The sequence below is a fragment of the Shouchella clausii genome, assembly GCF_002250115.1.
Lineage (GTDB): Bacteria > Bacillota > Bacilli > Bacillales > Bacillaceae_D > Shouchella > Shouchella clausii.
On sequence record NZ_CP019985.1, the window covers coordinates 1,253,563 to 1,273,506 of the forward strand.

The window sequence follows — 19,944 nt, forward strand, 5'->3', positions numbered from 1 at the left end:
CCCCTCTTTTCCTAAACAGAAAAGAGGGGTTCATCCTGTAGAAAACGCTCAATGTCTATCTACTAGTCTGACAAATGATAGATAGCGGCGGAGGGGATCGAACCCCCGACCTCACGGGTATGAACCGTACGCTCTAGCCAGCTGAGCTACACCGCCTCGCTTTTCACGACATTAGTTAATATACTTGTTTTTTGGATGAAAGTCAACATTAAAATCTAGAGCGAACCGAATTTCCTTCCCACAAACATGATCGAGCGTTTCTATCAGTCTGAGTAATGTTGTCGACAACATTAGAGGAGCAGGATTGCCCTGCTCCTCTCTCACTCCTATTTACAAACAGATATACGTTACACAAGCAACATCGCTATCCGCGTTTTGCACCCCGACCGCCGCGTTTAGACTCTGTTTGCCTTTTGATCGTCGACAAACGTTCTTCGCTATCTTTTAGGAAACGGCTCATCTTGTCTTCAAAAGACGCAGCAGGGCGCGACTTTCCGCCTCCCCGATTGTTACCGGAGCGCGGATGAGGGCGCGGAGGGCGGCTTTCTCCTTCGGGACGGTCAACCGCTTTACGGATCGAAAGACCAATTTTGCCGTCTTTTTCTACATTGACGACTTTGACTGTCACTTCATCGCCAACCTTTAGAAGTTCATTTATATCTTTTACATAATGATCCGCAACCTCACTAATGTGAACCAGACCCGTTGATCCGCCTGGCAATTCCACAAATGCACCGAAATGTGTAATGCCAGTCACCTTGCCTTGCAGCTTGCTGCCTGCTTCAATGGACATGAAAACGTACATCCTCCTTAAATTTTGGGTGAACTAAACGTACTCCAATATATTATACCCGACCTGAAATTTTGGTGTCAATCGCTCGACTGCTGCTTGGAGACGTTAATTCTTGTTTCGCCTGGAAGAGTGAGGTAATAATCACGTCTGGCAATCTCTTTAATGAATTCATCGTCTTGAAAATTGGCAATGTCGCGCAAGAGCTGTTCTTCCTCATTCTTTAACTGTTCCAATTGTTCAGCCGCAGCTTGTTGTTCTTGCCGTTTTTCATTAATATCAGCTCGTTGCGAAAACAGCGTTACACTGCAACAAATAGCGAGCACACTAAAGACGACGCCCATAAACCCAAGCCTGCGATAGAGACCTTTTCGCCTTTTCGCTTGTCGGATTAGTTCTTGCTGCCTTTGCTCCATATAGTCTGTGTCAAGTTCTTTAATCGTTGCCCGGTGTTTCACTGCCAAGTCGCTCACCTCTCGTCTTTTTTCCTAAAACGCTCCAATCGTTCCTGCCATTTACGCAAGATAGGCTGTCCTTTTTTTAACAGGCCAACAACGCCTAGTTTTTTCATTAGCCAATATAGGGGTTTAAGCAGGACATAAAGAATGATGCTCCACACAGAGATTACTATAATCATAACCAAGCGGCGCACGGACATCAACAACCATTTTATCGGCATGACAATGAATGCTTTTAACAAACCCCAAACAAACCGTAATACAGCTTGAACGATTGTAATGACTAAATTGACGAGCCAGTTATACACGCCTTTAAACAATGCTTGGTAGGCAGCATAGCCACATAGTAGCGCCAAAAATACGTAAATTCGAATATCTCCCTGGTTTGTCTTAAATAAAATATAAAAGACAAGCAGCGCTTGGACAATCCAAAAGGCAATGTCAAGCAAGGCGATGTGAATCCGGAAAGTACGTTGCCTTGGCAGAAAACGGCCGTACGTATCAACAGCCGCGCCAAGACAGATGCCCATTGCGGCCATAGCGACCATTGTATAGAACTGAACAGTTAAAGCCATTATTTAAACAGTTTTCCAAAGAGCCCTTTGGATTTTCCTTGCTGGTTTTGATCGACATAAATCAGGTCGTGGATTTTTCCCTCAATCGAAACATTCCCTTGCTCGACATTTAAGTTTTTCATATAAAGGTTTTCGCCTCGGACCGACAAATAGCCTTGTACCGTTTCCAGCAAAAATTCTTCGCTATCGAAACTGTCTACTTGTTTGACGCCTGTTATATCTAATTGCTTGCGCCCGCGCAACGTAACGTCGTGGTCGTTGTTTTTTCTTTCACGTCCCATTGGTGTGCCAAACTCGTAAGTAGAACCGTCCATTTTTTGCACCCTCCTAGAAAGCATGTCTTTATTGCAATGTATGCATGGGGCTTTGCCCCTAGAACAAGCTGCTAGCACAAAACACACTCTAATGGAGACGGTCCGGCTCTATTTGTTTAAAGGATGTTGCTTCCAATCATGAAAGTTCTTTGCCCTTTTGCGGTTCTGTTTTTGGGCGCTCTTGAATGCGGCGCTTTAAGTAGATGCCGACGGCAAGAAGAATAGCCACTCCTAACATTGCGTACGTCAAGTATGAATGAACCATGTTCTCGGCTGCACGCCCATATACATAAAAGAGGATGCCAACTGCATAAAACTTAACAGCTCTCCCAAGTGCGGCGTAAACCATCAGTTTCCATAGCGAAAAGTGGAGCGCCCCTGATAAAATCGTAAATACTTTAAAAGGGATCGGCGTAAACGCGCCAATTAATATAGCTGCCTCACCGTTCTTCTTAAACAGATTCTCGGCCTTTGTTAAAGCGCTTGGCTTTAACCACTTTTGCAAGACAGAATTTCCGAGCAAACGGCCAAGCATATACCCTACTGGCGTGCCAAGAAGACAAGCGATATACCCTACTGTTGCAAACCAAATGGCTTGGTTTGGGTGAAGCAAGCTTAAGGACACTTGTAGAAAAAACGCAGGCACTGGAAAAATCACAGCATCTGCAAAGGCATGCACGAATAACCCCCAGTAACCAAAATCTTCTAAAAACCCCATTATTCCGTCCAATCGATAGGCGCCCCTCTCTGAAACAAGAGCTTCTTTTATTCTCTATTTTATGAGCGCTTCCGCTGTCTAAGTACAGCCTTGCCAACTTAGTTCATTAGCTGTGCTTGTTTCTCCTGCTTTAGCTGCTCATTTTTTTTCTTAAATTTTTCATTATGGGAAGATACATACGCTTGCTTATCCGCTTTTGGGTCCAAAAACTGCTTAACGCCATTTACTGCTGTTGCCCCTTCAACAAACGCCCCTGATATGAGCTGAAGTTTCCCTTCGTGCCTTGTCACATCTCCAGCAGCAAAAATGCCAGGCTGACTTGTCTCCATACAGGCCGATACGCGGAGAAAGCCGTCTTCTTCCAATTCAAGGCCTGCTTCAATTAAAAAGCAGCCATCTAGTTTCATTCCATGGTTTACAATGACAGCATCGACTTCGATTTGTCGTTGTTCGCCTGTATCACAATGAGCAAGGGTAACCGCTTCAATCGCAGAGCCTACGCCATGCAGTTCTTTTATTTGGTAGGGGGTGTGTATTTTTGTCACTGATCTCATTTGTTCTACATTTTTTTCATGGCCGCCAAACTCATTGCGCCGATGGCACACAACCACTTCTTTTGAAATGTTGGCCAGTTCGTTCGCCCAGTCGACAGCTGCATTGCCCCCTCCAGAGATTAAAACCCGTTTGTTTGCAAATATGTCCATTTGCGTGACCGTGTAATGGAGATTGGAAACTTCATACCGGTCGGCGCCCTCAATTTCAAGCTTCTGCATAACAGGGATGCCATGCCCAGAAGCAAGCATTACCGCCCGTGTATAATGGGCCTCACCTTGCTCGTTCATTAGGGTGTACGTGTTATCAGGCTCCCGCACCATCCGTACGATGTGTTCATTTAAACATATCGTTGGGTTAAAGGTCGTTGCCTGTTCCACAAGCTGGTCAATTAATTTTCTGCCTGTTGTAGGCGGCATTCCCCCAACATCCCAAATAATTTTTTCTGGGTAAAACAAAATTTTGCCGCCTAGCTCTTTATTGTATTCAACGAGCTTTACTTTTAAATCGCGCATCCCTGCATAAAACGTGCTATATAAACCGGCTGGCCCGCCGCCAATAATGGTTAGGTCAAACATCTCTTTTTCCTGCACGGTTATTCCTCCGTCCACTCTCTAGGATAATGAAAATCATTCTCACTTTTCTTTTAGTTTAGAGGAGGAATGCACCATTTTCAAGCGCCAAAACGAGGTTTACAACAATTTCCCCATATAAATCTCATTAAGCCACTTGTCGCCATGTCGGATTGCCCGGCGGCGGACGCCTTCTTGCTCATAACCGCATTTTTGGTACAAGTGCAGCGCCCGTCCATTCTCTTCAATCACCGTTAGCTCTAGCCGGTGAAGCTGAACGCTCTGGGCAAAATGGTCCGCTTGCTCTAACAGCTTCCTGCCAATCCCTTGGTTGCAATACTCCTCTAAAATCCCGATCGTAATATAGCCAACATGGCGAATGCGCTGCAAGCGGGAACCAAACACACTCAGATAGCCAATAAGCTTCTTGTTGTGTTCCGCTACAAAAATGGTAGATGACGGAGATTGCTGAATATCGGCAATCGCCTTCCGCTGTTCTCGTACCGTTGTCGTTCTTTCCCCAGGCTCATAGAGCATGTAACTCGCTTCTTTATCTAATTGCAACTGCAACTGCAAAAACGGCTTTGCATCGCTAATTGTTATTTCTCGAAGTTGCACAGCTACTCGCCCCCATATACCTAATTTACTTTCTCAGATCATTCTACATTGATTTGTTCTCTCCTGCATTAAGATGGGAGGTGACAAATCAAGCATAGATTGCTATCGTTAAACTTAGAGGAGGGGTACATATGAGCAAACCGACTGTTTTCTTAGCACGTTCTTTGCCTGAAGCTGCGCTTAACCATGTCTCACAATTCTGCCATTTGCGGATATGGGACGAAAGCAAACCGCTCACTAGAGAAGCATTGGCACACGAATTGGCTGATGTCGACGGCGCGATGCTGACAGGAATTGGCGCAGATGCCGAGCTCGTCAAACATGCTAGCAAGCTAAAAGTCATTAGCACCGCCACCGTTGGTTACGATGGCTTTGATGTTGCAGGCCTATCAGAGCAAAACATTTATGTCACAAACACGCCGTATGTTCTTGACGAAACGGTTGCAGACTTGCTGTTTGGCCTCATTCTATCAGGGGCTCGCCGTATCGCTCCACTGCACGAACAAGTGAAGGCAGGCAACTGGACAAAACAGACGACGGCACAATCTTTATATGGACAGGATGTCTACAACCAAACACTCGGTATTGTCGGCATGGGGCGCATTGGCGAAAAAATCGTTCATCGGGCCAAGGAAGGTTTTGGGATGAAGATTCTTTACCATAACCGCTCAAGCAGGCCGGAAATCGAAAAGAAGTATGGCGCCAAAAAACTAGAATTACATGAACTGCTTGAACAAGCGGATGTTGTTGTCGTCATGGTACCACTTACTGAGGCAACAAGGCATTTAATCGGGAAAGAAGAGCTAAGCAAAATGAAAGAAACGGCCATTCTCGTTAATGGGGCCCGTGGTGCCGTTATCGACGAAGCTGCCCTGATTGAAGCATTAAAGCAAAAAACGATTTTTGGTGCTGCTCTTGATGTGTTTGAAATCGAACCATTGCCACCAGGACATCCATTGCTAGAGTTGGATAATGTTACATTAACACCTCATACTGGTTCAGCCACAGCTGCTACCCGTGAAGCAATGGCGCTCCGCGCTGCAGAAAACCTTGTGGCTGGAGCACTCGGGCAAAAGCCTCGTGATGCTCTTTCCTAATAGCGTCGAACATACTAGCCGTAAACAAAAATTGTTTACGGCCCTTCTTCATTTTAAAGGTTTTTGGGACAACCCCTTCAAATTGTGGACAAACGCCCGCATACGTCGTCGCTGAACCCGGTTCAATTCGCAGCTTCCCTCACCTGCACTTATCAGTCTGAGTGCAGTTATCGATTGTTCTCAATCACGATTTCCGCAGCTCGCGGTTGGATTTGCCGTATCTCGTTTACTTGGTCGTGTGCTGCACTTAAGTCTTGGCTGCCTGAATTTGGGTTCACAAAGCCAATGGCGCGCATTCCTGCGGCCAAGGCAGCCTGCACGCCATGTGCAGCGTCTTCTAATACCGTGCAAGCATCCGGTTGAACGCCCAGTTTTTCGGCTGTTTCCCTATAAATGTCAGGTGCAGGCTTCCCGTTAGCGACTTCCTCTCCGCTCATGACAACATCAAAATAGTCGCTGATGCCAAAACCGTTAAGCACCGCTTCAATGAACGGCCGTGGCGACGAAGACGCTAAACCAATGCGGTACCCGTTATTTTTTAAAGCGGCAAGCAGTTCTTTAATGCCAGGGATCGGTTCGACTTCCCCGCTGACCACATAGGCTTGCTTTCGCTCATTGGCCTCGTTCAGCACGGCAGATACTTCAAACGTGGCACCGTGTGTTTTCTTGATTTGCTGCCACATATCCCTCGCGCGGGTGCCTACATAGGATTCTAATTCTTTTTCCGCCAGCTCAACGCCGTATTTCTTACACAAATCTTGCTCTACTTGGAAATGGAGCGGCTCGCTGTCAATGATGACGCCATCCATATCAAAAATAAAACCGCGCATTATACAGACTCCTCTTTAACAATCGTATACATTTCAGCAGCTTCTTCTTTTCGCGTTGTCTCACGTACATCGTTTATTTTTACCGTGACAACTTTTTGCCCAAACCGAATCGCCAGTTCATCTCCTGCTTTTACTGTTGTCCCCGCTTTTGCTACTTGGCCATTGACCGTGACTCTGCCTTGGTCACTAACTTCTTTCGCTAACGTTCTCCTTTTAATCAGGCGCGAGACTTTTAAAAATTTATCCAACCGCATCCAATCACTCCTCTTATTCGCTAAATTTGCCTTTCGCTTCATTCCACCAGCGATCCAGTTCGCGCATCTCTATGTCGGCTATCGCCTGCCCTTTTTCCTGCGCTTTTTGTTCCACATACAAAAATCGCTTCTTAAATGTAGTCAACGAACGATGGAGCGCGATCTCTGGGGAGAGATCATAAAATCGAGCCAAGCTTACCGCTGCAAGCAGGATGTCTCCATATTCTTTTTCCATTTTGCTTTTGCTTGACTTGGCCGCTTCCACTTTAAATTCTTCTATTTCCTCAAACAATTTTTCCCACACTTCTTCGACGTTTGCCCATTCAAAACCGGTCTTGGCTGCACGCTTTTGCAAGGCGGCTGCATCTACAAGCATGGAATTCGTTTCAGCTAGCCCGTCTAATGCAGACTTGGGCTTGGGCTGTTCTTCTTGTTCTTGCGCTTTTATTTGCTGCCACGTCTGTAACGCTTCGCCAGCTGTTTCCGCCTTTGCCCCGCCAAACACATGGGGGTGGCGGCGAATCATTTTTTCCGTAAGCGCCCCAATCACATCATCCACGTTAAAATACCCTTGTTCTTCGCCAATTTGCGCATGCAGGAGCACTTGGAGCAAGACATCGCCCAACTCTTCTGCCAAATGGCTGTCGTCTTCTTCATCAATCGCCTCAAACACTTCAAATGCTTCCTCAAGCAAGTACCGTTTTAATGACTGGTGTGTTTGCTTCTGGTCCCAAGGACAGCCTTTTGGCCCCCGCAACGTTGCAATCACGCCTCGCAAATAGGAGAAGTCGCGATGCAATAATTGATCCTCTATTACAGGCGGCACATATACAGCGGTTAAATTGTTTGTTTTTACATAATGGTCCAATTCAAACAAAGGCACTCGCAAAATTGATTGCTCTGGCGTGCCGGCTGCGGTCACAATCGACACTTCATAATCGTCTGGCAATTTTTCCATTAACGTTAGTTTTACTTCTGAGGCGATCAGTGTATCGTATACTTGCACGATGATGAGGTGATGGCGAATTTGCAACTCCTCCGCTCGTAGTGCCGTGCCGTCAACAATTTGGCAGCCTTCAATTGGATCGATTGCCAAAGCCGTATACATGTTGTCCAAAAACGAGGCACCGCCAAGTACATCGATCGTTACGCCTGTTCCTTGCGCTTGTTTTTGCAAAAGTTGGACCGTCCGCTCCGCCACAAATGGATGCCCAGGCACAGCATAAAGGACGTCACCTTGTTTTGCCTCTTCCAGCAAGCGCGTCGCAATCTCTTTATAAACATCTTCAAATTCGCTATGTTGTTCATAAACAGCATCAAATGACGTAAACGCCAGCCCCTCTTCCGCTAGTTCCACTAGGACGGGATGGTTGTCTGTACGTACATAAATGCGATTCGCCTTTTTTAAGGCACGGTAAATGCCAAGGGGCAGTTGCGCAAGATTGCCTGCTCCTAGTCCTACAACTGATATGGTTCCCATAGTCACCTTGCCTTTACTTTAAAATATTCATTGCTTTTCGCCGCCAATTTGCCAGCTTTGGAACACTTGCCCACTCACGCAATGTCAAGACAGAACTGGCAAGCAAACAACAAGCAACGGCGGCTACCCCGACAAGCGAGGTTGATAGGGCAATCACTGTATCGCCTACTCGGTCTTCACTTGTGAAAAGAAACGCCTCCAACAGCCACTTCCATCCGTAAGCGACTAGGAACAGCAGGAAAAGCGTTACACCAGTGCTTATATAGGAACGTTTTTGCACAAGCAGAACACCATCTTGGCGCCTAATCGCGTACAGAGCGATAGCCGCCATCGCCAAAAAGGCAAGTAAACTTGCATACGCCCCTCCCATTGCTGATGCCATAACTGGTATAAACAAGAGGTTACCCGCCAGCTTTACTGCAAGACCAACAGCCACGGCATAGAGGGGAATATGGATTTTGCCATAGCCTTGCAAAATGGCTGCAGCCGTCAAGTAGAGCGAAGCAGGGAAAATCGAGACAGCAACAACTTGCATGATGTCTGTTCCTGCACGGTCCGTAAACAGCATATGGTTGACAGGTCCCATTAGTACAACCAAGCCAATCGCGGCCCCTCCCCCTAGCAAAATCGTCATCCGAACTGCTGCATCGCGGTATATCTGCGCATGTCGCTCCTTTCCTCCTGCCAGCGCTTTAGCTAACAGGGGAACAAGGGCGAGAGCGAGGGAAGTGGCAAGCACCGTGCCAAGCTGTATGAGCGGCTGGCCTCGGTCATACACACCCTTTGCCAAATAAGCTTGTTCTTCTTGTAAGCCTGCTTCTTGGAGCAAACGAACGACAGTAAAAACGTCAACCATTTGAAACAGCAATAAGACTAAAGCGTTGATACACACGTACACGCTTTGCGATAAAGTCGATGTACTTTGCCTAAGCGCTGAGCCTATAGAGGCGAAGGAAAGCTTCCATTTTTTCCATTTAATCTGCCTTGTAGCAACTACGACAATGATACAGCCAGCAAAGCTTCCTAAAAGCGAGCCGTACACAGCACCTGTGCCGATCATATAAGGTCCACTATTGGCAGCTGCCAAAGCATATGTTACAAAAATAATCGCCGCTACCCGTAAAAGCTGTTCGCCTATATGGGAAAAAGCAGTCGGTTTCATATCGCCGTACCCTTGTCCAACTCCCCTACCTACGCTCAGTATAGGCAAAAACAAAAAACCAACGCTTACGAGGCGAAGAAGGGGGGCAAGGCGTTCATCCCCCATAAATTGGGCAACTAACGGCGCTGCTGCTGCGAATCCAATGCTAGCTATGACAGCGAATACGGCCATTCCCACAAACGCTTGTCTGGCCAATTCATTTGCTTGTTTATCTAGCCCTTGCGCCTTCTTCTCAGCAACTTGCCGGGAAATAACAACTGGAAAGCCATAAAGGGCAAGAATGGCAATTGTCCCGTAAAAAGGGTAGATTTGCTGGTATACGTAAAAACCAAAGTCACCAGCAATGTTTTGAAATGGGATTCGGTAGACAGCCGATAGTACCTTAGCCATCAGTGCTGCAAACGCAATAAACACTGCGCCTTTAACTGCTCCCGTCCTGCCTGAATCACCCAACCATTGTTTGCTACTCAAAACATAAACAAAAGTGAAAACGAGCCAATCGCTCCTTTGTTTACGGTGTTATTAAAAGCAGCATTCCTCTCCTTTTTGACACTAACACGGTGTTCTCTAAACATGCCCCGTTGGATTTGCACCGGGCTTCGATCCCCTCAGTAGGGTGGTCGGCCCAAACCGTCCAACGGTATCTTTGCGTCTTCTCTATGTATGATACTAATAATTATTTTCTTTTTCCAGTGCGCTTCAATCCGACTGGAGAAACGTGGTATGATAGAGGGTAGAATTTGATAAGCGAAGGTGATGTTTTGAAAGCGCGAAACCTATGGTTTTCGGTCTGGCTCCACCCGCGTAGGCAGATGCAGGATGTCCTTCAGTATGGCTTACATAAAAAAGCCGCCCTATTGATCTCATTATTGTTTGGCTTGCTTACGACATTGTCCTATTCTCACATCCAAGCCTTTATTTTGTTAGGCGAGTTGTCAGCCGCCTCCATATTGGTTATTTTAGTGATTGGTTCTTTGATGGGTCCTTTGCTATACTACGTGTTTGGCCTTCTTCTGGGAAGGGTCGGCAGTTGGTATGGTGGCAATGGCGATGTGGAAGCGACAAGAAAAGCACTGGTTTATGGCTTTTTTATGCCAGGAATCCTGCTAGGGCTTGTCAGCATACTCCTTTTTGGTATAGCCTATGTGCAGGCTTATTTTTTACACAGCAACGTCGTGTATATCGTTTACCGAATCGGCGTGTTTGTCCATAACGTGGCTTCGATTTGGTTGATCGGCATTTTTCTCGTTGCTTTTGCAGAAGCGCAAAAAATTAAACTGTGGCGATCGATGCTGATTTTGATCGCTTTTCTTGGCTGCATGGCGATTCTTTTTATCGTCATTGACCAAATCACACGGCTTTTTATATAGGAATTGAAATTCGTTTGAACAGAAGGGACTTTTATGAAAAAAATTATTTTTACTGGGGGAGGGTCGGCTGGCCATGTCACCCCGAATCTTGCTATTATCAACGAGCTTAATGACAAAGACTGGTCAATTGCCTATATCGGTTCTTATGAAGGGATTGAACGGCAACTAGTTGAAAAGGCCGGGATTCGCTACTTTGGCATCTCCAGTGGCAAGCTACGCCGCTATATGGATTGGAAAAATGTGACCGATATTGCTCGAATTGCAAATGGTTTTCGCCAAGCCCGGAAAATTTTAAAAGCGGAAAAGCCCGATGTGGTGTTTTCCAAGGGAGGCTTTGTCACGGTACCAGTTGTTGCTGCAGCTTATACGCTCCGGATTCCCGTCCATTTGCACGAAAGCGACTTGACGCCAGGGCTTGCAAACCGCCTCGCTAAACGATTTGCTAACACATTTTATACATCATTCGCTGAAACAGCCGCCCATTTCCCAAAAGGAGCAACCACAACGGTCGGCTCTCCAATTCGCCGCGAGCTCCTCGAAGGCTCCCGCATTCAAGGGCTGACCTTAACAGATTTTAGCCGAGAGCGGCCGACATTGCTCGTTATGGGCGGGAGCTTAGGGGCAAAGCGGATTAACGAAGCCATTCGCGAATCCCTTGATACGCTAACAAACACGTATCAAATCATCCATATTTGCGGTAAAGGCCACCTCGATCCAGCGTTGGAAGGGCGCCGCAACTACAAACAATATGAATATGTTCATGATGAACTGCCTCACTTTCTTCAAGCGGCAGACCTCGTTGTCACACGCGGCGGTTCAAATGCCATTTTTGAGTTTTTGGCTTTGCACATTCCAATGCTCATCATCCCTCTTTCACGAGCACAAAGCCGGGGCGACCAAATCTTGAACGCCCAGACTTTTGTCAAAAATGGCTATGCCCGCATGTTAGAGGAAGAAAATTTGACAAAGGAAACATTGCAACAGGAAGTCCAGGAACTTTATGATGGAAGGCAAACATACATTGAGGCAATGAATGCGAGCCAAGCAACAAACGCTGTTGCCTACATTACGGAGAAGCTTGAGCAAGAAGTCCAATAAAAAAACGCCCGTGGGCGTTTTTTTATTGGACTTATAGAGCACCAACTATTACGAGGAAAAAGCTAACAACCATCGCAATCACGAGCAGCATCGCTCCTAAAATGAGGACAACCAAAACTGATTTCCATGCAGAAAATTGATGGGCTTCGCCAATTCCATGCATCAAAAGTACGAATGTCCAAATCCCCGCTGTCACACTAATAAGGCTGAGGATGTTTTGTGCCCACAGTTGTAGTGGCGAAAGCGCGATCTCTATACCTAAAAGAATGCTTTCGATGTCAAACCAATAATAGGTTTCGCCGATAACGAGAATAAAAGGGATGCTAATAAGGCCAAGAATACTTAATGGGATCATGCTTGTATGTACAGTAGCGACGCGAAGGTCAAGTGCTGTCCCTTTTCCACCAAGCCAACTACCGACCCACTTGTATAGCCAAGAGAGGACATAGAGGCTAATCGGAGCTACCACAATGCTAGTAAGTAAAGCAAACACAATAACGTAAGCAAATGTTGGAACAACTTCGCTCGAAAAATTTGTAAAAGTGCTCACTACAGCAGACACATAAGCAATCAGCAAATAATTCCATGTCTGATTCTTTTCTCTGGCTGTTTTTAATTCATCAGCGACAACTTGACGGGGACGAATCCATACTTTAAACCAATTTTGCATGTTTTTTGATATACCTCCTTTTTTTACTTGAACTCTTATCGTATCATACTCTCTTTTCAATTGATCAAAGAACACACAAAAAACACCATGTCGTTTCCATGGTGTTTTTGTTTGTGCTACTGCTCCATTTGCCTAGCCAAAAAGCCAGCTGCGGTTTCAGCCATTTTTTGTTCAAGATTGCCGTTCAATGGTTCATTTTTAGAGAAGATCACCACTGTACCAATGGGATCGCCGCCCGCAATGATTGGCGCGACAACGTATCCTTGATAATCGTCTTTGTGATCGCCAACAAGGTTGTATTCACCAGCATTGGCTTCCAAGTAAGATTTACGCTCTACCATAGCAGACTCAACCGCATCGCCAATTGCCTTATTGGCAAATTCTTTCTTTGGCGCCCCCGCTACAGCAATATACGTATCACGATCCGAGATGAGTACATTTTGATTTAAGCTATCATAAAGGGCTTCCGCATATTCTTTTGCAAAATCGCCAAGCTCGGAAATCGGCGAGTATTTTTTCAGAATCACTTCGCCGTCACGATCAACAAATATTTCTAAAGGGTCGCCTTCGCGAATCCGCAACGTGCGCCGTATTTCTTTCGGGATGACCACTCTCCCGAGATCGTCAATGCGTCGTACAATTCCTGTTGCTTTCATAAGAAGAGCCTCACTTTCTGAAGGTGTTTACACAGAATGATACAAATCAGAAGAATACATTCAATGGGGTGTAAATGTAGTATTCTTCCGTTTCCATGAACTATTCACCAGCGATTGAATTATTTTGTAATCTTTTTCGAAAGGAGGCTCTTAAAGCGGAAAATAGGACTAGCCTTACGACGCGGACATCGCTTTCTTTGACTTGTCAGCACGGATCAATGCTTCCAGTAATTCAATGATGTACGCAAGCAATGTTTCATCAGATAGTTGCTTTGTCTTAATAACCAGTTTGATTTGGCTTCCTTGTGAGCCGATGCTAACATCACGACCGATTTTTTGGGCAGCATCGACAAGTGTTGCAACATGGATGCGATTGGTTGTTTCCTCTGTCAATAAAATCGTAACGGCGTCTTTGCCTTCTGTAATTTTCTCAACTTTTTCTTGATCGGCAATCAGCTTAATTTTTGTCATTTCAAAAAGATAAGCGACTTGTTTTGGATATTCGCCGAAACGATCAACGAGCTCATCTTGCAAGTCAGCGATTTCTTCTAACGTTTCCACGCCTTTAAAGCGCTTGTACATCTCGATTTTTTGTTTCGCGTCAGGAATATACCGCTCTGGAATGTAGGCGTCAATATTTACATTCAGCTCCGCCTTAAATGGCGGTTCTTTCGGTTTTTCCCCTTTCCGTTCCTCAATTGCTTCTTTCAACATTTGCGAATACAAGTCAAACCCGACAGAGTCAATAAAACCATGCTGTTGGGACCCTAACAAGTTTCCGGCACCGCGGATCGTTAAATCACGCATCGCTATTTTAAAGCCTGAGCCAAGCTCAGTAAATTCTTTGATTGCCTGTAGGCGCTTCTCAGCCACTTCGGTTAACACTTTGTCAGGCTGGTACGTAAAATACGAGTATGCCACCCGGTTCGAGCGACCAACACGCCCGCGGATTTGATAAAGTTGGGACAAGCCCATCTTGTCAGCGTTGCAAACAATGAGCGTATTCACGTTTGGAATGTCAACGCCTGTTTCGATAATGGTTGTCGTTACGAGCACATCGCTTTCCCCTTCAAGGAAATCCAAAATGATCGATTCGAGTTCGCGCTCATTCATTTGCCCATGTGCATAGCTTACTCTTGCGTCAGGGACGAGCGTAGAAATTTGCTCCGTCATCCGCTCAATGTCTTCTACACGGTTATAGAGGACATACACTTGGCCACCACGGCTTAGTTCACGTTCGATCGCCTCGCGTACAATGGCTGGATTAAACTCAACAACATACGTTTGGACAGGAAAGCGGTTTTCTGGTGGCGTCTCAATAACCGATAAATCACGCACACCGAGCATCGACATATGGAGAGTTCGCGGAATCGGCGTCGCTGTCAACGTCAGCACATCGATATTGGCCTTCATGCGTTTGATTTTCTCTTTATGGGTAACGCCAAAACGCTGTTCTTCATCGACGATCAATAATCCCAAGTCTTTAAACTGTACGTCTTTTGAAAGCAGACGATGCGTACCGACGACCAAATCTACAGATCCTGCTTTTAAGCCTTTCAGCACTTCAGTTTGCTCTTTTCGTGAACGGAAACGGCTTAAAACGCCAACTGTAATCGGAAAGTCAGAAAATCGTTCTGAAATCGTTTCAAAATGCTGTTGCGCTAAAATCGTTGTCGGTACTAAAATGGCGACTTGCTTGCCATCCATTATCGCCTTAAAGGCAGCACGAATCGCCACTTCCGTTTTTCCGTACCCAACATCGCCGCACAATAGGCGATCCATTGGCCGTTGCTTTTCCATGTCTTCCTTAATTTCCTTAATGGCCCGCAACTGGTCTTCCGTTTCCTGGTACGGGAATGAGCTTTCAAACTCAGCTTGTTCCGGACCGTCAGGAGAAAAGCGGTGGCCAACACTTGCTTCACGTTCTGCATACAGCTTAATCAAATCATCAGCAATGTCTTCAACCGAAGATTGGACTTTCTTTTTTACTTTTTTCCAATCGCTTCCTCCGAGTGCATAAATCTTCGGATCTTTTTCTTCTGTTCCGACATATTTCTGCACTTGGTCAATTTGTTCGACGGGCACATAGAGCTTGTCATTGCCCGCATAGCGCAAATTTAAATAGTCTTTATGGACGCCATTGATTTCAAGCGTCTCGACGCCTAAATATTTACCGACACCATGATTCGTATGAACGACCAAGTCGCCAACAGCTAATTCGGAATAGCTTTTAATCCGCTCAGCGTTTGATAGCTTTTGCCGACGCTTAGGACGTTTCGCCCGCTTTGAAAATACTTCCTCTTCAGTAACGACGACAAGTTTCTGTTCGGATAGCTCAAACCCGGTGTGCAGGTGCCCTGTATAAATTTGCACTTTACCAGGAGTCAAATCCGTTATCGCCTCAATCAAATGGGCATCGATTTTTTCATCTTCTAAATTTAAAGCAAGCCGATTGGCACGGTCCTCTGTTCCGGCAATGAACAAAACGGTGTAATCGTTTGAAAGCCAGCGATTGACTTCGGAAGTAAGCAAATCCATTTGCCCATGGAAATTTTGCATTGACTTACATGACAAGTTAATGATTTGCTCTGGCTTCGTGGAAGGCACTTGTTTTTGGAAAAGCGACGTATAAAGAACCGGCTGCGGCGCCTGTTGCAGCCTTGCAAGGGCATCAAGGGACAATTGCGTACCGTGGACGATGCTCCCTTGTTCAAGCATCGCCGTATGCCATTCTGCCTCTTCTTTTTGCAAGTGTTCAGCCATTTCTTTGACGCGATTCATTTCGTCAACCCAGACAAACGCATTCTCTGGCATATAAGACAATAACGATTGCGGCGTTTCATAATAAAGCGACATGTATTTATACATGCCTTCAAACGTAGCCGATTGCTTCAGTTGGGCAATTTCAAAAGGAATATGTTCTTGTAATTTATCCCGCGTTTGTTTGCTTGATACTTTTTTTAGCGTTGCCTCATATTTTTCTTCCAACAACTTCGCCCCGTGGCTATAGTGTTGATGATGGAGCAGCACTTCTTGAGCAGGACCAATTGTTACTTCATCGATCATTCCTTCAGAACGCTGCGTCTCCAATGAAAAGTAGCGCATTGAATCGACTTCTGTATCAAACAGCTCAATTCGCAAAGGATGTTCCTTCGTAAGCGGATACAGATCGACAATGCCTCCGCGCACACTAAATTCCCCAGGTGCTGACACCATATCAGACCTGCGGTAACCCATTGTGACGAAATTTTTTATAAATTCTTCCAAATCACCGATGTCCTCGCCTGTTTTCAAATGGAGCTGGCTGCTTTGCCATAAAGCCTTTGGCGGCAATAAGCGGCGAATCCCAGCTAGCGGAGCGACGACAATGCCCTTAAAATCTTGGACAAGCGCATTAAGCAAATCCAAGCGCTGCGCTTTCATTTCCGGGCTGGCGACGGCAATTTCTGCTGAGATGAGCTCATTCACAGGATAAAGATAAACTGTGTCCTCATCTAATAATTCAACAAGATCTTCATATATTTTTTGGGCTTGGTATAAATTATGGGTAACCACGAGTTGGCTTCTTCCTGTTTCCCTGAATAACGCAGCGCTTACAACCGTGCGAGCGGAACCGGTCAGGCCAGTAAGAAGTTGCTCATTCATTTCATTTTCAATACCCTTTGCAACAGCGCGCACTTCTTTTACGCTGCCCACCAATTGCTGCAATCCTAACATCTTTTATTTCCCCCTGAATTTCTTCTCTTCGCGTATTCACATAAGCGGACAAACAAGTCGAGACGCGTTAAAGAAACCCCGAGCGCCGTACGTATTTTTACGGATACATACTCGACTTTTTAACGATAACTCCTTAAAGGAACTTGCTTATTGCTACTCATTGACAGCGCTGAATATGCCAATGCATCTTATGAACGGAAAAATGCTTTGGTTAAAAAGCTGACCAAAGCGTTGGTATTTTTGTTCTTTCTATAAACGAAGCCGCCTCTTTTCAATGGATGAAATACGGGTAACTATACAGCTGAGGATTATCACTCAACGCTGTATAGCAATCTTCACATATGGCCTTCACATGTATATCACCATTCTCGGAGTAAGTCAATAGTTCGTCTTTTTCCATTTCATTCAATTCATGAAAACCTAAGTCAGCTTCGGTTGCGTTTTCAAATACAACACCGATCGTCTGTCCACAATGGCGGCAGCCATAGTATACAGCCATTTTCCCACCTCTTTTTCACACTTGATTTTCATAGTATGGGCAAAAAAGATGGAAAATATCCGAATTCTAGTAGCTGCCCTTTCCCTTGTGCCTCCAACATGGCCCAAGCCATAGGATAGCTCGTTCATCCACGTCTAGAACGACCGGTTATCGTTGTCAAATCAGATCAGTTAAACGTATTCATCACTTCTAGAAAAGGCTTTTCTAGCCACGCCTCAATCGCCTTTGCCGATTTTTCAGCTGCTTCATCCATAAAGACCAATTCCTCTTTGCGATACGTATCGAGGACATAATTGACTACAGGCTCACCATGTGCAGGCCTGCCTATTCCAACGCGAATACGGTTAAACTCCTCTGTTCCTAAATGAGCTATCAATGATTTAATGCCATTGTGGCCGCCAGCGCTGCCTTTCTTTCGCAAGCGTATTTTTCCTACAGGCAAGTCGAGATCATCATAAATCACAACAAGCTCGTCGTTGCTGATATTAAAATAATCCATAAACGGGCGTACAGCTTCGCCTGATAAATTCATATACGTTAACGGCTTTAAAAGAACAACTTTTTCACTACCGATCCGCTTTTCTCCATAAATTGCTTTAAACTTTTGCTTGTCCAGGGGCAAGTCAAGTTCTTGTGCGCAACGGTCAATAATGTCAAACCCAATATTATGCCGTGTGTGTTCATACTTTTTCCCAGGGTTCCCTAGACCCACTACTAACTTCATTTGCTACTCCTTTACGAAAAAGGCATAACTCACACGAGCCATACCTTTCCTTTACACTTATTCTACACGGCCTGGCCGATCAAGGTTATCGTCATTCCGTTCTCCTGTCGCTTCCACTGATTCTGCCGTCGTATTGTCTTCCTCTGTTGCATCTGGATCTTCAGTAACCGTCGGCGGTGTTACCGTTACAACCGTCTCCTCGTCTTCATTGACGATCGTAACAGGCACATTGGCACGAATGTCAGAAACAGAAAGGCTGTCGCCAATGTTTAAATTTGAAATATCAACTGTTATTGCTTCCGGAATGTCAGCAGGAAGGCAATTGACCGTTATTTCATAAAGCAAGTGGTTGACGATGCCGCCTTCCTTCGCTCCCGGCGCATCCCCCTCTAAATGGACAGGGACATTCGCATCCCGTTCTTCATTCATATCAACTTCAAAAAAATCAACGTGCATATACTGATTGTTGAGAGGATCGATTTGTACTTCTTGAACCATGACATGATGTTTGCCGCCGTTCTCTAATTGAAGGTCAAATAAGCCATTTTGGCCGACATCGCGGAATGTCTTTAAAAAGGCGACAGCTTCTACCGATACAGGTGTGCTTTTAACCTTTTTGCCATATAATACGCCAGGGACATGCCCTTGATTACGAAGTTCTTTTGTTTGGTGTGCTTTTTGGTCTTTGCGTTCACGAGCATTCAATACGGTCATGATCTTTCACCTCTACTGTAAGATTTAACACAACTACTTACATGTGTTCCCTCATAGCTTGGTTTTCAAACAGACATGGATCGTTTTTCCCCGTGACCTTCTGACATCAGCAGCTAACCTTAATCAAAAAGCGTTGACACCGACGCGTCTTCATGGACGCGGATAATCGCTTCAGCCATCAAGCCGGCAACAGAAAGTTGCGTAATGTTTTCCCCTTTTTGCTTTTCATTTAGGGCAATCGTATTGGTTACGACTAGCTCTTTTATTTTAGAATTGCTAATACGTTCGATAGCCGGACCCGACAAAACCGGATGTGTACAGCACGCGTACACTTCTGTAGCCCCTTGCTCTACTAATGCATTCGCCGCAAGTGTAATCGTTCCTGCCGTATCAATAATATCGTCAATAATAATAGCTGTTTTTCCTTCAATATTGCCGACAATATTCATTACTTCTGAAACATTTGGTTTCGGGCGGCGCTTATCAATAATGGCAATTGGCGCTTTTAAGCGGTCCGCCATTTTTCTCGCGCGTACAACACCGCCGTGGTCAGGCGATACAACAACAATATCATCAAGCTTTTTGCTCTCAAAGTAATCAGACAAGAGCGGAACGCCCATTAGCTGGTCAACTGGAATGTCAAAAAACCCTTGGATTTGCGTAGCATGTAAATCAATGGTCAACACGCGGGTTGCCCCTGCTGTTTCAAGTAAATTGGCAACGAGTTTGGCGGTAATTGGCTCTCGCGCCCGCGCTTTCCTGTCTTGGCGCGCATAGCCGTAATAAGGGATCACAACATTTATCGTCCGTGCTGAAGCCCGTTTCACTGCGTCAATCATAATGAGGAGCTCCATTAAATGTTCGTTGGCTGGAGCCGACGTCGATTGAATCAAATAGACATCACAGCCGCGGATGCTTTCTTCAATGTTAATTTGCACTTCTCCGTCGCTAAACCGCATCACTGAGTTCTTTCCAAGTGAGACGCCGATGTGACGGGCAATCTCTTCAGCCAACCCTTTATTAGAATTGAGCGTAAACACCTTTAAGCTTGGATCGCTGTAATTTGCCATTTCGTT

Annotated in this window: 21 protein-coding genes and 1 tRNA gene; 3 read left to right on the forward strand and 19 right to left on the reverse strand. The window is 45.5% G+C overall.

Annotation, left to right across the window (positions count from 1 at the left end):
• Positions 1-82 precede the first annotated feature (82 nt).
• The 8 genes from BC8716_RS06055 to BC8716_RS06090 form a co-directional block, all read right to left on the reverse strand.
• Positions 83-156: transfer RNA gene (locus BC8716_RS06055), tRNA-Met, on the reverse strand.
• Positions 157-364: 208 nt separating this feature from the next.
• Positions 365-793, reverse strand: a complete 429-nt coding sequence (locus tag BC8716_RS06060; RefSeq protein WP_094424330.1) for a S1 domain-containing RNA-binding protein — start codon at positions 791-793, stop codon at positions 365-367.
• A gap of 77 nt (positions 794-870) precedes the next feature.
• Positions 871-1,248 (reverse strand): FtsB family cell division protein, encoded by a 378-nt coding sequence (locus BC8716_RS06065; protein ID WP_245850142.1) that lies wholly within the window; start codon positions 1,246-1,248, stop codon positions 871-873.
• 11 nt (positions 1,249-1,259) lie between these two features.
• Positions 1,260-1,823 (reverse strand): spore cortex biosynthesis protein YabQ, encoded by a 564-nt coding sequence (gene yabQ, locus BC8716_RS06070; RefSeq protein WP_094424332.1) that lies wholly within the window; start codon positions 1,821-1,823, stop codon positions 1,260-1,262.
• Complete coding sequence (yabP, locus tag BC8716_RS06075; protein ID WP_094424333.1) at positions 1,823-2,137, reverse strand: sporulation protein YabP; 315 nt, start codon at positions 2,135-2,137, stop codon at positions 1,823-1,825. Before yabP ends, yabQ begins: the two co-directional genes overlap by 1 nt.
• A 136-nt stretch (positions 2,138-2,273) precedes the next feature.
• The gene (locus BC8716_RS06080) at positions 2,274-2,855 is read right to left on the reverse strand and encodes a YqaA family protein (protein WP_169716000.1); all 582 of its coding nucleotides are present in this window, start codon (positions 2,853-2,855) and stop codon (positions 2,274-2,276) included.
• Between the two features lie 98 nt (positions 2,856-2,953).
• Entirely contained in the window at positions 2,954-3,985 is a 1,032-nt protein-coding gene (locus tag BC8716_RS06085) for an NAD(P)/FAD-dependent oxidoreductase (protein ID WP_094429178.1), read from the reverse strand.
• 114 nt (positions 3,986-4,099) lie between these two features.
• On the reverse strand, positions 4,100-4,597 hold the full coding sequence (locus BC8716_RS06090) for a GNAT family N-acetyltransferase (RefSeq protein ID WP_157730361.1): 498 nt from the start codon (positions 4,595-4,597) through the stop codon (positions 4,100-4,102).
• 131 nt (positions 4,598-4,728) lie between these two features.
• Here BC8716_RS06090 and BC8716_RS06095 point away from each other — a divergent pair, with 131 nt between their 5' ends.
• On the forward strand, positions 4,729-5,694 hold the full coding sequence (locus tag BC8716_RS06095; protein WP_094424336.1) for a 2-hydroxyacid dehydrogenase: 966 nt from the start codon (positions 4,729-4,731) through the stop codon (positions 5,692-5,694).
• 167 nt (positions 5,695-5,861) lie between these two features.
• Here BC8716_RS06095 and BC8716_RS06100 read toward each other — a convergent pair whose 3' ends face one another.
• From BC8716_RS06100 to BC8716_RS06115, 4 genes are read right to left on the reverse strand one after another with little or no spacing between them, the layout of a single operon-like run.
• A complete protein-coding gene (locus BC8716_RS06100) occupies positions 5,862-6,524 on the reverse strand; it encodes an HAD family hydrolase (protein ID WP_094424337.1) in 663 nt (220 codons plus the stop codon).
• Positions 6,524-6,778 (reverse strand): RNA-binding S4 domain-containing protein, encoded by a 255-nt coding sequence (locus BC8716_RS06105; protein WP_094424338.1) that lies wholly within the window; start codon positions 6,776-6,778, stop codon positions 6,524-6,526. The genes BC8716_RS06100 and BC8716_RS06105 overlap by 1 nt, the downstream gene beginning before the upstream one ends.
• Before the next feature lie 13 nt (positions 6,779-6,791).
• Positions 6,792-8,258 carry a bifunctional methyltransferase/pyrophosphohydrolase YabN gene (gene yabN, locus BC8716_RS06110; protein ID WP_094424339.1) on the reverse strand — a complete coding sequence of 489 codons (1,467 nt, stop codon included), beginning with the start codon at positions 8,256-8,258 and terminating at the stop codon, positions 6,792-6,794.
• 13 nt (positions 8,259-8,271) lie between these two features.
• Entirely contained in the window at positions 8,272-9,873 is a 1,602-nt protein-coding gene (locus BC8716_RS06115; protein ID WP_169715914.1) for a putative polysaccharide biosynthesis protein, read from the reverse strand.
• A gap of 308 nt (positions 9,874-10,181) precedes the next feature.
• Here BC8716_RS06115 and BC8716_RS06120 point away from each other — a divergent pair, with 308 nt between their 5' ends.
• Positions 10,182-10,790 (forward strand): YIP1 family protein, encoded by a 609-nt coding sequence (locus BC8716_RS06120; protein ID WP_142300587.1) that lies wholly within the window; start codon positions 10,182-10,184, stop codon positions 10,788-10,790.
• Positions 10,791-10,823: 33 nt separating this feature from the next.
• Positions 10,824-11,888 (forward strand): undecaprenyldiphospho-muramoylpentapeptide beta-N-acetylglucosaminyltransferase, encoded by a 1,065-nt coding sequence (gene murG, locus BC8716_RS06125; RefSeq protein ID WP_094424342.1) that lies wholly within the window; start codon positions 10,824-10,826, stop codon positions 11,886-11,888.
• 31 nt (positions 11,889-11,919) lie between these two features.
• On the opposite strand, the gene BC8716_RS06130 is transcribed toward murG, so the two are convergent.
• From BC8716_RS06130 to BC8716_RS06160, 7 genes are all read right to left on the reverse strand, one after another.
• On the reverse strand, positions 11,920-12,558 hold the full coding sequence (locus BC8716_RS06130; protein WP_094424343.1) for a YIP1 family protein: 639 nt from the start codon (positions 12,556-12,558) through the stop codon (positions 11,920-11,922).
• Positions 12,559-12,674: 116 nt separating this feature from the next.
• On the reverse strand, positions 12,675-13,214 hold the full coding sequence (gene spoVT, locus BC8716_RS06135) for a stage V sporulation protein T (protein WP_094424344.1): 540 nt from the start codon (positions 13,212-13,214) through the stop codon (positions 12,675-12,677).
• Between the two features lie 174 nt (positions 13,215-13,388).
• On the reverse strand, positions 13,389-16,931 hold the full coding sequence (mfd, locus tag BC8716_RS06140) for a transcription-repair coupling factor (RefSeq protein ID WP_094424345.1): 3,543 nt from the start codon (positions 16,929-16,931) through the stop codon (positions 13,389-13,391).
• 271 nt (positions 16,932-17,202) lie between these two features.
• Positions 17,203-17,430, reverse strand: a complete 228-nt coding sequence (locus BC8716_RS06145; RefSeq protein ID WP_094424346.1) for an anti-sigma-F factor Fin family protein — start codon at positions 17,428-17,430, stop codon at positions 17,203-17,205.
• A gap of 166 nt (positions 17,431-17,596) precedes the next feature.
• Positions 17,597-18,154, reverse strand: a complete 558-nt coding sequence (gene pth, locus BC8716_RS06150) for an aminoacyl-tRNA hydrolase (protein WP_094424347.1) — start codon at positions 18,152-18,154, stop codon at positions 17,597-17,599.
• A gap of 57 nt (positions 18,155-18,211) precedes the next feature.
• Entirely contained in the window at positions 18,212-18,868 is a 657-nt protein-coding gene (locus BC8716_RS06155) for a 50S ribosomal protein L25/general stress protein Ctc (protein WP_094424348.1), read from the reverse strand.
• Between the two features lie 119 nt (positions 18,869-18,987).
• Positions 18,988-19,938, reverse strand: coding sequence for a ribose-phosphate diphosphokinase (locus BC8716_RS06160; protein WP_094424349.1), 951 nt, complete (start codon positions 19,936-19,938; stop codon positions 18,988-18,990).
• Positions 19,939-19,944: the final 6 nt, after the last annotated feature.

Excerpts from the sequence above, each read along its gene's own strand:
- BC8716_RS06060 (WP_094424330.1), bottom strand. The coding sequence starts at position 793 with ATGTCCATTGAAGCAGGCAGCAAGCTGCAAGGCAAGGTGACTGGCATT.
- yabQ (WP_094424332.1), bottom strand. The coding sequence starts at position 1,823 with ATGGCTTTAACTGTTCAGTTCTATACAATGGTCGCTATGGCCGCAATG.
- yabP (WP_094424333.1), bottom strand. The coding sequence starts at position 2,137 with ATGGACGGTTCTACTTACGAGTTTGGCACACCAATGGGACGTGAAAGA.
- BC8716_RS06080 (WP_169716000.1), bottom strand. The coding sequence starts at position 2,855 with ATGGGGTTTTTAGAAGATTTTGGTTACTGGGGGTTATTCGTGCATGCC.
- BC8716_RS06085 (WP_094429178.1), bottom strand. The coding sequence starts at position 3,985 with ATGTTTGACCTAACCATTATTGGCGGCGGGCCAGCCGGTTTATATAGC.
- BC8716_RS06095 (WP_094424336.1), top strand. The coding sequence starts at position 4,729 with ATGAGCAAACCGACTGTTTTCTTAGCACGTTCTTTGCCTGAAGCTGCG.
- BC8716_RS06100 (WP_094424337.1), bottom strand. The coding sequence starts at position 6,524 with ATGCGCGGTTTTATTTTTGATATGGATGGCGTCATCATTGACAGCGAG.
- BC8716_RS06105 (WP_094424338.1), bottom strand. The coding sequence starts at position 6,778 with ATGCGGTTGGATAAATTTTTAAAAGTCTCGCGCCTGATTAAAAGGAGA.
- yabN (WP_094424339.1), bottom strand. The coding sequence starts at position 8,258 with ATGGGAACCATATCAGTTGTAGGACTAGGAGCAGGCAATCTTGCGCAA.
- murG (WP_094424342.1), top strand. The coding sequence starts at position 10,824 with ATGAAAAAAATTATTTTTACTGGGGGAGGGTCGGCTGGCCATGTCACC.
- BC8716_RS06130 (WP_094424343.1), bottom strand. The coding sequence starts at position 12,558 with ATGCAAAATTGGTTTAAAGTATGGATTCGTCCCCGTCAAGTTGTCGCT.
- spoVT (WP_094424344.1), bottom strand. The coding sequence starts at position 13,214 with ATGAAAGCAACAGGAATTGTACGACGCATTGACGATCTCGGGAGAGTG.
- mfd (WP_094424345.1), bottom strand. The coding sequence starts at position 16,931 with ATGTTAGGATTGCAGCAATTGGTGGGCAGCGTAAAAGAAGTGCGCGCT.
- BC8716_RS06145 (WP_094424346.1), bottom strand. The coding sequence starts at position 17,430 with ATGGCTGTATACTATGGCTGCCGCCATTGTGGACAGACGATCGGTGTT.
- pth (WP_094424347.1), bottom strand. The coding sequence starts at position 18,154 with ATGAAGTTAGTAGTGGGTCTAGGGAACCCTGGGAAAAAGTATGAACAC.
- BC8716_RS06155 (WP_094424348.1), bottom strand. The coding sequence starts at position 18,868 with ATGACCGTATTGAATGCTCGTGAACGCAAAGACCAAAAAGCACACCAA.
- BC8716_RS06160 (WP_094424349.1), bottom strand. The coding sequence starts at position 19,938 with ATGGCAAATTACAGCGATCCAAGCTTAAAGGTGTTTACGCTCAATTCT.